Source organism: Micromonospora sp. WMMA1996 (assembly GCF_002573675.1).
Lineage (GTDB): Bacteria > Actinomycetota > Actinomycetes > Mycobacteriales > Micromonosporaceae > Micromonospora > Micromonospora sediminicola.
In genome coordinates, this window is record NZ_PDHU01000003.1 from 19,205 (window position 1) to 33,087 (window position 13,883).

14 protein-coding genes are annotated in these 13,883 nt (G+C 73.1%); 5 read left to right on the plus strand and 9 right to left on the minus strand.

Going from position 1 to position 13,883, the window contains the following annotated elements; genetic code table 11:
* Window positions 1–19: 19 nt before the first annotated feature.
* Window positions 20–400, minus strand: a complete 381-nt coding sequence (locus COO58_RS19715; RefSeq protein WP_091573246.1) for an Rv2175c family DNA-binding protein — start codon at window positions 398–400, stop codon at window positions 20–22.
* A 144-nt stretch (window positions 401–544) separates the two neighbouring features.
* Here COO58_RS19715 and pknB point away from each other — a divergent pair, with 144 nt between their 5' ends.
* Together pknB and COO58_RS19725 are read left to right on the plus strand one after the other, a co-directional pair.
* Window positions 545–2,527 carry a Stk1 family PASTA domain-containing Ser/Thr kinase gene (gene pknB, locus COO58_RS19720; RefSeq protein WP_091573245.1) on the plus strand — a complete coding sequence of 661 codons (1,983 nt, stop codon included), beginning with the start codon at window positions 545–547 and terminating at the stop codon, window positions 2,525–2,527.
* 200 nt (window positions 2,528–2,727) lie between these two features.
* Complete coding sequence (locus tag COO58_RS19725) at window positions 2,728–3,597, plus strand: deoxyribonuclease IV (RefSeq protein WP_176558915.1); 870 nt, start codon at window positions 2,728–2,730, stop codon at window positions 3,595–3,597.
* Between the two features lie 50 nt (window positions 3,598–3,647).
* On the opposite strand, the gene COO58_RS19730 is transcribed toward COO58_RS19725, so the two are convergent.
* From COO58_RS19730 to COO58_RS19740, 3 genes are all read right to left on the minus strand, one after another.
* Entirely contained in the window at window positions 3,648–4,667 is a 1,020-nt protein-coding gene (locus COO58_RS19730; protein WP_098746685.1) for a low specificity L-threonine aldolase, read from the minus strand.
* Between the two features lie 60 nt (window positions 4,668–4,727).
* A complete protein-coding gene (locus COO58_RS19735; protein ID WP_091573243.1) occupies window positions 4,728–6,134 on the minus strand; it encodes a class II 3-deoxy-7-phosphoheptulonate synthase in 1,407 nt (468 codons plus the stop codon).
* Between the two features lie 91 nt (window positions 6,135–6,225).
* Window positions 6,226–6,711 carry a hypothetical protein gene (locus COO58_RS19740; RefSeq protein ID WP_091573242.1) on the minus strand — a complete coding sequence of 162 codons (486 nt, stop codon included), beginning with the start codon at window positions 6,709–6,711 and terminating at the stop codon, window positions 6,226–6,228.
* 208 nt (window positions 6,712–6,919) lie between these two features.
* Between COO58_RS19740 and COO58_RS19745 the strand changes: the two genes are divergently transcribed.
* Window positions 6,920–7,894: an AraC family transcriptional regulator gene (locus COO58_RS19745; protein ID WP_098746687.1), complete on the plus strand. Its 975-nt coding sequence runs from the start codon at window positions 6,920–6,922 to the stop codon at window positions 7,892–7,894.
* A gap of 96 nt (window positions 7,895–7,990) precedes the next feature.
* Here COO58_RS19745 and COO58_RS19750 read toward each other — a convergent pair whose 3' ends face one another.
* Window positions 7,991–9,628, minus strand: a complete 1,638-nt coding sequence (locus tag COO58_RS19750; RefSeq protein ID WP_098746689.1) for a glycosyl hydrolase family 18 protein — start codon at window positions 9,626–9,628, stop codon at window positions 7,991–7,993.
* Between the two features lie 143 nt (window positions 9,629–9,771).
* On the opposite strand from COO58_RS19750, the gene COO58_RS19755 reads away from it, so the two are divergent.
* Window positions 9,772–10,260: a glutathione peroxidase gene (locus COO58_RS19755; protein WP_098746691.1), complete on the plus strand. Its 489-nt coding sequence runs from the start codon at window positions 9,772–9,774 to the stop codon at window positions 10,258–10,260.
* Between the two features lie 62 nt (window positions 10,261–10,322).
* Here the strand turns inward: COO58_RS19755 and COO58_RS19760 are convergent, their stop codons facing one another.
* Window positions 10,323–11,129 (minus strand): SGNH/GDSL hydrolase family protein, encoded by an 807-nt coding sequence (locus COO58_RS19760; protein ID WP_098746693.1) that lies wholly within the window; start codon window positions 11,127–11,129, stop codon window positions 10,323–10,325.
* 190 nt (window positions 11,130–11,319) lie between these two features.
* Between COO58_RS19760 and COO58_RS19765 the strand changes: the two genes are divergently transcribed.
* A complete protein-coding gene (locus COO58_RS19765; RefSeq protein ID WP_098746695.1) occupies window positions 11,320–12,003 on the plus strand; it encodes an NADPH-dependent F420 reductase in 684 nt (227 codons plus the stop codon).
* Between the two features lie 43 nt (window positions 12,004–12,046).
* Here COO58_RS19765 and COO58_RS19770 read toward each other — a convergent pair whose 3' ends face one another.
* From COO58_RS19770 to COO58_RS19780, 3 genes are all read right to left on the minus strand, one after another.
* On the minus strand, window positions 12,047–12,538 hold the full coding sequence (locus COO58_RS19770) for a GNAT family N-acetyltransferase (protein WP_255292722.1): 492 nt from the start codon (window positions 12,536–12,538) through the stop codon (window positions 12,047–12,049).
* 6 nt (window positions 12,539–12,544) lie between these two features.
* Window positions 12,545–12,895, minus strand: coding sequence for a DUF2203 domain-containing protein (locus COO58_RS19775; protein ID WP_091573236.1), 351 nt, complete (start codon window positions 12,893–12,895; stop codon window positions 12,545–12,547).
* A gap of 465 nt (window positions 12,896–13,360) precedes the next feature.
* Window positions 13,361–13,843, minus strand: a complete 483-nt coding sequence (locus tag COO58_RS19780) for a hypothetical protein (protein ID WP_091573235.1) — start codon at window positions 13,841–13,843, stop codon at window positions 13,361–13,363.
* Window positions 13,844–13,883 lie beyond the last annotated feature (40 nt).

The following is a 13,883-nucleotide window of genomic DNA, read 5'->3' on the forward strand; positions in this document are numbered from 1 at the left end:
GCGGGAACCGGGGGGCGGTTCAGAAGGCGACGGCCTGGGCGCGGCGCTTGACCTCGCGGGCCAGGTCGCCGCCGAGCGCGACGGCCGGCGTGCCGGGCAGGGACGGGTCCTCCCGGTAGAGCCAGCGCAACGCCTCCTCGTCGTCGTAGCCGGCGTCGGCGAGCAGGTTGAGCACGCCGGGCAGGTGCTTGAGCACGGTGCGGTTGGCCACCAGGTCGGCGGGGATCCGGCGGACACCGTCACGGCGGATCGCGAGCAGCTCGCGGTCCCGGATCATCTGGTGCACCTTGCTGATCGACAGGTCGAGGCGCTCGGCCACGTCCGGCAGCGTCAGCCAGCCGGCGGGGTCGGTGGGTCCGGGCAGGTCGGCGCCCGTCTCGGTGGGTACGGAATCGGTCACCCGACCACCCTGCCACGTGCCCGCCCCACCGGCTGCACGGCACCCCGGACCCGGGGGGCGGCAGCGCGGCGGTCCCCCCTCGTCCGAACCCGGCGGTAGCATCCTGTTCAACCTTCACCGTCCCGACACATAGACTGCCTGCCGATGGACACACAGGTCGCCGACACGTTGCTGGGCTCGCTGATCGACGGGCGCTACCGCATTCGCGGTCGCGTGGCTCGTGGCGGCATGGCGACCGTGTACACCGCCACCGACGAGCGCCTGGAGCGCACCGTGGCGGTCAAGATCATTCACCCGACCCAGGCGCCGCAGGCGCGGGCCCGGATGGCCGGCTTCGTCGAGCGCTTCACCGACGAGGCCAAGACCATCGCCCGGCTCACCCACCCCAACGTCGTCGCGGTCTACGACCAGGGGATCCACGCCGGCCTGCCCTACCTGGTGATGGAGTACGTCCGCGGCCGGACCCTGCGCGACGTGCTCGCCGAGCGGCGCCGGCTCGCCCCCGACGAGGCGCTCGCGATCGCCGAGCAGATGCTCGCCGCGATCGCCGCCGCGCACCGCGCCGGCCTCGTGCACCGCGACGTCAAGCCGGAGAACGTGCTGGTCGCCGAGGCGCCCACCGGCGGCAGCGGCAACCTGGTCGACGGCGTGGTCAAGGTGGCCGACTTCGGGCTGGCCCGGGCTGTCGAGGCGAGCGCCGAGGAGGAGAACGGCAACCAGCTCATGGCGACCGTCGCCTACGTGGCGCCGGAGCTGGTCACCCAGGGGCACGCGGACCCGCGCACCGACGTCTACTCCGCCGGCATCGTGCTGTTCGAGATGCTCACCGGCCGGGTTCCCTACGACGGCGACCGGCCGGTCGAGGTCGCCTGGCAGCACGTCGACCGCGACGTGCCGGCCCCGTCGACCCTGGTCCCGGCGCTGCCGCCGGTCCTGGACGCGCTGGTCGCCCGGGCCACCCGCCGCGACCCGGCCGCCCGCCCGGCCGACGCCGGCGCGCTGCTGACCGAGGTGCAGGCGGCTCGCGACGAACTGGGCAACCCGCACGCGCACACCGCGGTGCTGCGCCGGGTGAGCGACGACACGGCGGTGCTGAGCCAGCCGACCCAGGTGGTGGCCGCGGTCCGGCCCGCCGAGCGTCCCCCGTGGGCCCGGCTGCCCGAGAGCGGCGGGCAGCGCCCGCACCGGCGTCGGGCCGACGAGCCGGAGGGGCTGGGCGCACGGCTGTCCGCCCTGCGTACCCGGGTCATGGGCTCGCCGCGCGGCCGCCTCGCCGTCGCCGCGGCGGTCGTGGTGCTCGGCCTGGTGGCGGCGATCGGCGGCTGGTGGTTCGGGGTCGGCCGTTACACGGTCGCGCCGCAGATGGTGAGCCTGACCAAGGCCGAGGCGGAGGCGCAGGCCCAGCGCGGTGGTTTCACGCTGCGCTACGCCGACCCCCGCCACGACGAGAAGGTGCCGAAGGACACCGTGCTCGGGCAGGCGCCGGCGTCGGCCACCCGGATCGTCAAGGGCGGCACGATCACGCTGACCCTGTCGCTCGGCCCGGAGCGGCTGCCGGTGCCGGACGTGGTGGGCAAGGACTTCGAGCTGGCCCAGGCCGAGCTGACCGGCCTCAAGCTGGTGCCGGCCAAGGGCTCCTCCCGCTACGACGACGTGCTGCCGGCCGGCGTGGTGCTGGCCACCGACCCGAAGGTCGGCACGGTGGTCAAGCCCGGGTCGAAGGTGACGCTGATCCTCAGCAAGGGCCGCGCCCCGGTGAGCGTGCCGAACCTGGTCGGCAAGAACGTCAACGAGGCGCGGACGATCCTCGGGCAGCTCGGGCTGACCCCGGAGGAGAACTACAAGGACTCCGACAAGCCGAAGGACGAGATCCTCGGTCAGAGCCCGGCCGACGGCACCGGCGTGGAGAAGGGCGCCAAGGTCAAGCTGGAGATCAGCAAGGGCCCGGCGCAGGTCGCCGTCCCGCGGGTGATCGACATGCCCTGCCAGCAGGCCAAGCAGACGCTGGAGAGCCAGGGCTTCCCGGTCAACATCCAGCTCAACCCGAACGGCGTGGCCCGGTTGCAGAACCCGGCCGAGAACACGCCGGTGCCGCCGGGCACGACGGTCACGGTGACCTGCCTGTGAGCGCGAGGAGCGAGCCGGTCCTGCGAGCCCCGCAGTCGCGAACGAAGACCGGCCCTGTGAGCGCGAGGAGCGAGCCGGTCCTGCGAGCCCCGCAGTCGCGAACGAAGACCGGCCCTGTGAGCGCGAGGAGCGAGCCGGTCCTGCGAGCCCCGCAGTCGCGAACGAAGACCGGCCCTGTGAGCGCGAGGAGTGAGCGCCCGGTGAACGCGACGGGCGGACGCCGGCGGGTGGGGTCGCACACGCCCACCTCCGGCGGCCTGGCCCGGGCGGCGCTGCCGTACGCCGAGGCGGCCGCCTCGGAGGTGGTGCAGGTCTACGTCTCCAACTCGCGCGGCTGGGCGCTGCCGGCGGGCGACCCGGCGCAGGACGCGCTGTTCCGGGACGGCTGCGGCGAACGCGGGCTGCCCGTGTTCATCCACGCCTCGCTGCTGGTCAACCTCGGCTCCCCCACCCCGGCCACGGTCACCCGGTCGGCGGAGACGCTGGCCCACGCGCTGCGGCGGGGTCGCGCGATCGGCGCCGAGGGGGTGGTGTTCCACGCCGGCAGCGCGGTCGACGCCGGGCACGCGGAGGCGGCCCTGCGGCAGGTCCGGGAGTCGCTGCTCCCGCTGCTGGACGAGACGGCGGCGGTCGGCGGGCCGATGCTGCTGGTCGAGCCGAGCGCCGGGGGCGGCCGGTCCCTGGCCTCGCGGGTCGAGCACCTGGGCCCCTACCTCGACGCGGTGGACCGGCACCCCATGCTGGGCGTCTGCTTCGACACCTGTCACGCGTGGGCGGCCGGGCACGACCTGGCCGCCGAGGGCGGCATGACCGCCACGCTGGACACGCTGGTCGCCACCGTCGGCGCGGACCGGCTGCGGCTGGTGCACGCCAACGACTCGAAGGACCTGTGCGGCTCCACCCGGGACCGGCACGAGAACATCGGCAAGGGCAGCATCGGCGAGCCGGCGTTCGCCGAGCTGATGCGCCACCCGGCGACCGCGGGCGTACCGGTGCTGGTGGAGACGCCGACGGAGAAGCACGTCGGCCACGCCGCCGACATCGCCGCCCTCAAGCGCCTCCACCCCTGACCGGCCGGGCGGGGCCGACCAGCTTCGTGATCAGGAAGGCCGCGCCGGGGTCAGGCGCGGAGGATGGTGGCGAGGGTCTCGGCGGCGCGGTCCACCTGCGCGTCGGTGACGTCCAGGTGGGTGACCAGCCGGGCCGTACGCGGGCCGAGCACCGAGATCAGCAGGCCCTCCGCCCGCGCGGCCGCCGCCAGGGCGGGCGCGTCGAGCGGATGCTTGGTCAGGTCGAGCGGCACGATGTTGGTGCGCACCGCGGTCGCGAGCACGCCGTGCGGCGCGACCGCCTCGGCCAGCCGGGCGGCCTTGGCGTGGTCGTCGGCGAGCCGCTCGACGTGGTGCGCCAACGCGTAGCGGCCCGCGGCGGCGAGGATGCCGACCTGCCGCATGCCGCCGCCCATCCGCTTGCGCAGGAACCGGGCCCGGGTGATCTTCTCCGCGCTGCCCACGACCAGCGAGCCGACCGGCGCGCCGAGGCCCTTGGACAGGCAGACCGAGAGGGTGTCGAACAGCGCGCCGTACTCCGCCAGCGGCACCCCGTCGGCGACGTGCGCGTGCCAGATCCGGGCGCCGTCGCAGTGCAGGGCGAGCCCGTGCCCGTCGGCGACCTCCCGCAGCCGGCGCAGCGTCGACAGCGGGATCACCCCGCCGCCACCCCGGTTGTGCGTCTGCTCCACCGCGATCGCCCGGGTGGGCACCGCGAAGTAGCCGTCCGGCCGGACCATCCCGGCGACCACGTCCGGGTCGATCTCCGCGCCGACCGCCGGCCAGGTCCGCGACGAGATTCCGGCGTACGCGGCCGCGGCCCCGATCTCGTACGTGACCACGTGCGCGTCGGCGTCGCAGAGCAGCTCGTCGCCGGGCGGGACGTGGAGCTGGAGGGCGATCTGGTTGGCCATCGAGCCGGACGGGGCGAACAGCGCGGCCTCGTGCCCGAACCGGGCGGCCACCTCGGCCTCGAGGGCGGCGACGGTGGGGTCCTCCCCGTAGACGTCGTCACCCACCTCGGCGGTGGCCATCGCCTCCCGCATCCCCGGCGTCGGCCGGGTCACGGTGTCCGACCGAAGATCGATCACACTATCCACGGTGCCTCCTTTCGGCTGCCGACTGCGGGGCTCGCAAGCTCACTCCTCGCGTCAGCCACGGAGCATCTCCGCAACCAGGAAGGCCAGCTCCAGCGACTGCTGGGTGTTCAGTCGCGGGTCGCAGGCGGTCTCGTACCGGTCGGGCAGGTCGAGGTCCTCGATGCCCTGGGCGCCGCCGAGGCACTCGGTGACGTCCTCGCCGGTCAGCTCGACGTGCAGGCCGCCCGGGTGGGTGTCCAGGCCGCGGTGCACCTCGAAGTAGCCGAGCACCTCGTCGACGATCCGGTCGAAGTGCCGAGTCTTGTAGCCGTTGGAGGACTCGTGGGTGTTGCCGTGCATCGGGTCGCACTGCCAGACGACCTTGGCCCCGGCGGCGGTCACCTTGGCGACGATCGGGGGCAGCGCGTCGCGCACCCGGTGGTTGCCCATCCGGCTGATCAGCGTGAGCCGGCCGGGGATGTTGTCCGGGTTGAGCTTCTCGCAGAGCTCGATCGCCTCGTCCGGCGTCGTGGTCGGGCCGAGCTTGACCCCGATCGGGTTGGCGATCCGGGAGATGAAGTCGATGTGCGCGCCGTCGATCTGGCGGGTCCGCTCGCCGATCCAGAGGAAGTGCCCGGACAGGCCGTACGCCTTGCGGTTGGAGATCCGGGTCAGCGCCCGGTCGTACTCCAGGGCCAGGGCCTCGTGCGAACAGTAGAGCGTGACCGTGCGCAGCGCCTCGTCGTCGGTCATCCCGCAGGCGCGGATGAAGGCGAGCGCCCGGTCGATCTCCCGGGCGATGGCCTCGTAGCGCTCCCCGGCCGGCGACTGCCGCACGAAGTCCTTGTTCCAGTCGTGCACCGCGTGCAGGTCGGCGAGCCCGCCGGCCAGGTACGCCCGGAGCATGTTCATCGCGGCGGCCGAGTTCGCGTACGCCCGGATCATGCGCTGCGGGTCGGCGACCCGCGCCTCCGGCGTGGCCTCCAGCGAGTTGATCATGTCGCCGCGGTAGGCCGGCAGCCCGCGCGCGTCGGTGGGCAGCGACCGGGGCTTGGTGTACTGCCCGGCGACCCGGGCCACCTTGACCACCGGCAGCGACGCGCCGTAGGTGAGCACGATCGCCATCTGCAGCAGGGTGCGGGCGTTGGCCAGCAGGTGGCTCTCGGTGTTGTCGGCGAAGGTCTCCGCGCAGTCGCCGCCCTGGAGCAGGAACGCCTTGCCCTCGCAGACCAGGGCCAGCCGCTGCCGCAGCTGGTCGACCTCGTAGGGCGCGACCACCGACGGCACCGTGTCCAGCACCGTGCAGACCTCGGCGACCTGGTCCTGGTCGGCCCAGGGCGGGGTCTGCGCGCGTGGCAGCTCCCGCCATCGGTCCAGGCCGAGGGCAGCGTCCTCGGCGGAGTCGGCGGTCGGGCGGCTGGTCTGCAGACCGGGGCTGCCCACGGCGGGGTGACTCAGCTGATGCCACTCATGGCGCATGAAGGAAAGCGTACGGCGACCGTCGAGGCCGCCCACCGCCGAGGGGGACGGTTCCGGTGGTTGGGAGATCAGCGCCACACCGGCGCCCGGGTCAGGGCGAGACGGTCGGCTGGGCGGTCCGGCCGCCCGGCGTCTCGCCGGAGATGCACCAGTCGGCGCCGGTGCGGGTGACCGTGAACAGCAGCGCGCGGGTCGCGGTGCGGGACCCGGCGGCCACCGTGACCGTGGCGCTGACCTCCTGGCCGTGCGGCCCGGACCGGACGTCGGTGATGGTCGCCTGCGGCACCGTGAAGTGGTCGGCGAAGTCGCCGTTCGGGCCGGTGGCCCCGGCGTCGAACGCGGCCTGCATCGGCGCGCAGAGCTGGCTGCGGCCGGCGGCGGCGTCGCGGGCGGCCAGCGCGTCCAGGTATGCCTGCACCCGCTCCCGGCTCTTGGCGGCCGCCTCCTGCGCCGGCGCCTGCTGCGCCGCGGGCGTGGCTCCCCCGGGGGCCCCGTCGTCGCCGCAGGCGGTCAGGGCGACCGGCAGGAGCGCGAGCAGGACGGTGGCGGTCGCCGCCCTCCGGTGCTGCTGACCCATCGGTTCCTCCCATCGGGGCATCGTGGCTGCCCGGCCACCGAGTCTGACACACCGACCGGCGCCCCGGCCGACGCCGTCCCGCGCCTTCGTCCGATCGCCCGGCCCGGCACACACCTCGATCCGCGGCAGCCGCCGGGGGTCGATAGTCTCGGGTCGCGGGACGGTACCGGACCGCGCCATCCCCCGGAGGTGACGGACCATCCTCGCCGTGACATCCGTCGACACCGCGCGGCTGCCCCCGGCCGAGCGCTTCGACTTCTGGCAGGATCTCGTCGCCCGGCAGTCGTCGACGGCCACCATCCGCAGCGCGCACGCGGACGACTTCACCGCCTCGGCCCGGGTGGTCGATCTCGGCACGATCCGCCTCGGCGTCTGGCGTTACCCGTCGTTGGAGTTCACCCGCCCGGCCCACCTGATCGACAGCGGCGACCCGGAGCTGTACCAGCTCGCCCTGCCGTTGTCCGGGCGTGGGGTGATGACCCAGCAGCGCCATGAGACGCCGCTGGACCCGTCCGCGTTCGCCCTGGTCGACACCGTCCGGCCGCACGGCTCCCGGCTACGACCGGACGGCGCGACGCCGGGAGTGGTGGAGACGTTGACGGCCCTGGTGCCGCACCGGGCGTTGCCGTTGGCCCCGCACCGACTGGCGGCGCTGTTCGCCGCCGGCATCCCGGCCCGCACCGGGATGGGCGCGCTGCTCGCCGCGTTCCTGCGGCGGATCGCGGCGCACCCGGAGCAGTACGCGCCGGCCGACGCCCCGCACCTCGACCGGGTCGCCCTGGACCTGATCGCCGGCACCCTGGCGGGGCTGCTGGACGTCGAGCGGGAACTGCCGGTCGACGTCCGGGTCACCGGGCTCCGGGCCCGGGTGACGGCGTTCGTCCGGCGGCACCTGACCGACCCGGACCTCTCCCCGGCCGCCGTCGCGGCGGCGCACCACCTGTCGGTGCGGTCGCTGCACCGGCTCTTCGAGGGCACCGGTACGACGGTCGGCGAGCTGATCCGGACCGGCCGGCTGGAGCGGGCGGCGCGGGACCTGGCCGACCCGAGGCTGCGGGGGCTGAGCGTCGCGCAGATCGGCGCCCGGTGCGGGTTCGCGCACCCGGCGCACTTCAGCCGCGCGTTCCGGGCCGCCTACGGGTCGTCGCCCCGGGAGCACCGGGAACGGGCCGTGCGGGGCTGACCACGCGGGCGGGGAGGGGCCGGTGCGGCCCCTCCCCGCCGGGTGGGTGGTGCGTCGGCCCTCGACTCAGCCGAGGGTTGGTGCGTCGGCCTCGGCTCAGCCGAGACCGCCCTTGATGGCGCTGATCAACTCACCGTTGCTCGTGTCTCCGGAGAGTTCCCAGAAGAACGCGCCACCGAGGCCCTGGGTGTTGGCGTAGCTCATCTTCCCGCCGATGGTCGCCGGGGTGTCGTAGCTCCACCAGTTGCTGCCGCACTTGGCGTACGCCGTGCCACCGACCGTGGCCGTGGCCGGGCAGGTGTTCTTGAGGACCTTGTAGTCCTCGATACCGGCCTCGTAGGTGCCGGGCGCCGCGCCGGTGGCGCTGCCGCCGGGTGCGGTCTGGGTCACGCCGGTCCAGCCCCGGCCGTAGAAGCCGACGCCGAGCAGCAGCTTGTTGGCCGGCACGCCCTTGGACTTGAGCTTCTGGATCGCCGCGTCCGACCAGAAGCCCTGCTGCGGGATCCCGCTGTACGAGTAGAGCGGGGAGTGCGGGGCGGTCGGCCCCTGGGCGTTGAACGCGCCGAAGTAGTCGTACGTCATCGGCATCAGCCAGTTGAGGTTCGCCGCGGCGCCGGCGTAGTCGGTGGCGTCGATCTTGCCCCCGTTGCTGCCGTCGGCGGTGATCGCCGCGGTGACCAGGGCCGAGGAGCCGAACTTGCTCCGCAGTGCGGCGATCACGTTCTTGAACGCGTTCGGGCCGCTGCTGTCACAGCTGAGACCGCAGGCGTTCGGGTACTCCCAGTCGATGTCGATGCCGTCGAAGACGTCCGCCCAGCGCGGGTCCTCGACCATGTTGTAGCAGCTCTCGGCGAACGCGGCCGGGTTCTGCGCGGCCTGGGTGAAGCCGCCCGACCAGGTCCAGCCGCCGATCGAGTAGATGACCTTGAGGTGCGGGTACATCTTCTTCAGCTTGCGCAGCTGGTTGAAGCTGCCGCGCAGCGGCTGGTCCCAGGTGTCGGCGACGCCGTCGACGCTGTCCGCCGCGGTGTACGCCTTGTCGTAGTCGGCGTAGCTGTCACCGATGCTGCACCGCCCGCCGGTGGTGTTGCCGAAGGCGTACAGGATGTGGGTCAGCTTCGCGGCCGAGCCGCTGGTGTGGATGTTCTTGACGTGGTAGTTGCGGCCGTAGACGCCCCACTCGGCGAAGTAGCCGACCACCTTCTTGCCGCCGGTGGGCGGCGTGGTGGTGGGCGGCGTGGTGGTCGGCGGCGTCGTCGTCGGCGGGGTGGTCGTCGGCGGCGTGGTGGTGGGCGGCGTCGTCGTCGGCGGGGTCGTGGTCGGCGGGGTGCCGCCACCGGCGCAGGATCCACCGTTGACGGTGCAGTTCAGCGGTCCCTGGTAGGCGCCGCTGCCGTTGTAGCCCCAGCTGAAGCTGGCGCCCGGGGCCAGCGTCCCGGCCCAGCTCTTGTTGACCGCGACGTAGTGGTTGCCGCTGCGGGTCACGTCGGCGTCCCAGGAGCTGCTGATCGCGGTCCCGGAGGGCAGGTCGAACTCGATGCGCCAGCCGTTCACGCTGGCGCCGGTGCCGTTGGTGACGGTCACCCGCGTCTCGTGACCGGTCCCCCAGTCCTGCACCTTGGTGAACGTTGCGGTGACGCTGCCGGCGGCCGACGCGGTGGTCATGGGCACCGCGGCGACCGCGAGCGCGACCACGGCGCCGGCCCACAGGGCCCGGCGGAGCGATCTCTTCATACGGCGTCTCCCCAATAGTTAGGAAACTTTCCAAATTGATTGCTGAGACGCTACTCACGCCGTCATCACTTCGTCAAGATGTAGATGCGTCTATTTCACGGGTGGCGCGGGACGATCGGCGCGCCGGCCCGTAGCCTCGTCGCATGACCGTTTTCGACGTGCAGATCGACGCCCTCAGCGGCGGCCCGGCCGACCTCGACCGCTACCGCGGCCGCGCCCTGCTGGTGGTCAACGTGGCCTCCCGCTGCGGCCTCACCCCGCAGTACGCGGGCCTCCAGGCGCTCGCCGACGGGTACGCCGACCGGGGGTTGACCGTGCTCGGGGTGCCCTGCAACCAGTTCGCCGGCCAGGAGCCGGGCAGCGCCGCGGAGATCGAGGAGTTCTGCCAGGTGAACTACGGCGTGACGTTCCCGCTGACGGAGAAGGTCGACGTCAACGGGCCGGAGCGGCACCCGCTCTACGCCGCGCTGGTGTCCACCCCGGACGCCGAGGGGCACAGCGGCGACGTGCGCTGGAACTTCGAGAAGTTCCTCGTCGCGCCGGACGGCTCGGTGGCCGCCCGGTTCGGCCCGCAGGCCACGCCCGAGGACCCCGAGCTGCGCGCGGCGATCGAGAAGGTCCTGCCGGCCTGAGGAGAACGGCGGAGCGGCATGCCTCCCAGCGGAGGCATGCCGCTCGCGGTTCGACGCGCCGGTCAGCCGGCGGCGGACCGGAACACCGGGTAGTAGCCGCCCGACTGGCCCGCGGCCGTCGGGTGGTACGAGACGGTCAGGTTCAGCACGTTCAACGCGTGCAGCCACTTCGTGCCGTAGCTGCACAGCTGGTGCCCGACGAAGATGGACCGGACGTCGGCGAACGTGAAGCCGGCCGAGGTGGCGGCCGTCCGGGTGATGTCGTCCAGCAGGTTGATGCCCTCGTTGATCTTCGCGCGGGAGGTGGCGCTGAGCCCGACGCAGGCCGCGCCGAGCTGGTAGAAGACCGGGTAGCCGACCACCACCACCCGGGCCGAGGGCGCCCGGTTCCGGATGCCGTTGTAGACGTTGGCGAGTCGCCCGGGCATCTGCGTGCGGGCGATGTTCATGGCCGACTCCACGGCCGCCACGCACTGGGTCTCACCCTGGAGCACACAGGTGCTCATGATCGAGGCGAAGCCGACGTCGTTGCCGCCGATCGTGACGCTGACCAGCGTGGTGGTGGAGGAGAGCGCGGAGAGCTGGCCGTTGATGACGTCCGCGGTGGTCGCGCCGGAGCAGGCGACCGAGCGGTACGAGGCGGGCCGGATGTTGGCGTTGTAGAGCGCCGGGTAGGCGTTCGTGCTGCGCAGGCAGTTGCCACTCTCGGAGGTGTAGCTGTCGGCGCCGACGCCGGAGGCGTACGAGTCGCCGAGCGCGACGTACCGGTCGGACGGGGCGGCCTGGGCGGGCGCGGCGGTCAGGGTCAGCGCGACCCCGATCGACGTGGCGAGGGACAGGGCGAGGGTGGCAAGACGGGATCTCCGCACGTCGCACTCCTGGGGGTGGGAAGTGGTGGTGAGAGATAGATATCAATGAGATCACCATGCATGGAAGATCACCGATTTGCAGTCTCAGTAGATAGAGACTTGTCCATACAAATCGTTGCCGGCCACGCGTGGGCAGTTGAAGGATTCCGCCAGGGAATGCGGCCGCGTCCCGCCGGGGTTGGCATCGGACATGACGACTGTGGGACTGATCGGCAGCGGCAACATCGGCGGCACGGTGGCCCGGCTCGCGGTGGACGCCGGCCACGACGTGGTGCTCAGCAACTCGCGGGGCCCGGAGACGCTGCGGGACCTGGTGGCCGAGCTGGGCCCCCGGGCCCGTGCGGCCACCCCGGACGAGACGGCGACCGCCGGCGACCTGGTGGTCGTCACGATCCCGCTGCGGGCCTACCGCGAGGTGCCGACGGCACCGCTCGCCGGAAAGATCGTGATCGACACGAACAACTACTACCCGGAGCGCGACGGGAGCTTCCCGGAGCTGGACGACGAGTCGACCACCACCAGCGAACTGCTCCAGCGGCACCTGCCGCGATCGCGTGTGGTCAAGGCCTTCAACAACATCTACTTCGCACACCTGCGGGTGCTGGGCCGCCCGGCCGGCGCGGCGGAGCGGACCGCCCTGCCGATCGCCGGTGACGACGACGGGGCCAAGGCCACCGTCACGGCGTTCCTCGACTCACTGGGCTACGACGCGGTCGACGTCGGGCCGCTCGCCGAGGGCTGGCGGTTCCAGCGCGACACCAGCGCGTACGCGAGCATCTACGCCACGGACGGCGACTGGGAGCGGCCGGGACCGGTCGACGCGCAGCGGCTGCGCGCCGCCCTCGCCGCCGCCCGCCGCTACGCGGACAGCTGACGGACGGAGGCCGGGCCGGCGGGACAGCCCGCCGGCCCGGCGCTCAGTCCACCTCGGCGGGAAGGGTCAACCGCATCCCCGGGTCAGCGGTCTCCCGGAAGCCCAGCGCGCGGTAGAGCGGCCGGCCGGCGGCCGTCGCCCGCAGATCGATCCGGCGTACGCCCCGACCACGGAACCAGGCCAGCAGCGCGGCGACGCAGGCGCGACTGTGGCCCCGCCGGCGGTGTGCCGGGTCGGTACTGACGTTGAAGACGGACCCGACCAGGCCACTCGGATCGTCCGGGCCACCCAGCCGCCGCTCGACCGTGCCCACCGCGCACGCGGCCAACGAGGTGCCCTCCGGCGCGTCGACCACGAAGGCGGCCACCCACGGATCGGGCTCCGCCAGCCAGGCGCGCAGGTTGTCCCGCGCCACCTCCTGCCACCGGCCCGGCGCGGTCGGGCTGCCACTCATCGCGGCGAGCATGAGCCCGCGCAGCCGGACCAGCTCGTCGGCGTCCGCCGGCACCGCCCGACGCACGTCACCCGTCGCCACGCCGGCTCAGACCGGGCGGCGGCCGGCGAAGCCGCACTCGACCCGGTGGTACCAGCGGACGTCGGTGTCTCCCTCCAGCCAGCACCAGAGCACCGCCCGCCCGTCCCGCTCGCCGGGGAAGTCGAGCAGCACCGGGGCGATCCCCTTGACCTCGATGCCGTGCTGGTGGAACTCCTCCACGACGGTGTGCAGCCGGGCCTCCAGCGCCTTCACCTCCGCGAGCCCGCCGAGCGCGCTGGCGCCGTGGTCGGCCAGGTCGACCCGCAGCTCGGCGAGGTCGGCCCGGTGCCGGATCAGCTCGTCGACGCGCGGCCGCAGCGTGGCGACCAGATGTCGCGCCTGGGCGAGAGTGAACACCGGGCCAGTATGGGGCACGACATGACCCGAAGGCGGCCCGTCATCCGCGCCCCGCGCGGTGGTGTCGCGCCCGGCCGCCCACACGTCAGCCTGCCAGGCGGCTCGATCCGGTCGTTCTTGTCCGGGGCGTCGTCCGACAGGCGGGCCCGCTCCGGCAACTCGGGGACGAGCCGGTGCGGCAACAGGTCGACGTCGTCTGGCCGGCAGCCGCGCCGGCCCCGTGGCGTGCGAGGCAGCTCGACGGCGCTGAGCCGATCCGCGGTGAGCGGGCCGGCCAACACGTTGCGGCTGCGGTAGACCGCCATCACGCGGCCACGTCGTCACGCGGGTGGACCCGCGTGGCCGGGACGCCTACGGCGAGGCCCGACCTCTACCGAAGAGGTCGAACGGCGGACCGCCTTCGAGCAGTTGTCGGGAGTGGTCGATGAAAGATCCTGATTGAGTCGCTGCCGCGATGGGTGTCGTTCACCCTTCGCGTTGTGTGGTGAGGTCGCCGACGGCGTCGGCGTAGAAGGTGTTGTCGAGGTGGAAGGCGACCTGGCGCAGCGTCCAGGCGTCTCCTTCGACCCGGTCGAGGCGCTCGTCGTCGAGCGCGCGGAGACGCAGTGACCAGATCTGCGCCAACCTGGTCAGTCGGCTGCGGGCTTCGTCCAGATCCTCGAGGGTGAAGGGGGCGAGGTCGGCCGGGGTGGTGATGGCGGAGGCGTGCCAGTGGTCGGGCAGGGGCGGTTGCCCTGCCAGGCGCGCCTCGAGTTCGGCGAGGTGGTCCAGAAGGTGGTCGGCGAGACGACGAATCGCCTTGTGCGGGGTGTAGACCCGGTCCCCGGCGGTGCGGGGCTGCCCGTCCCACGCCGGCCAGGTCTCCGCCAGCCGTAGGGCATGTGCGACGGCGTCCTCGATGACTCGGGCCGGGTCGCGGTCATCGGTGACGGGAGTGTCGTCGCTCATTCCGTCTGTTCCCCTCTCAGCTGTCCGAGTCCTCGACCCT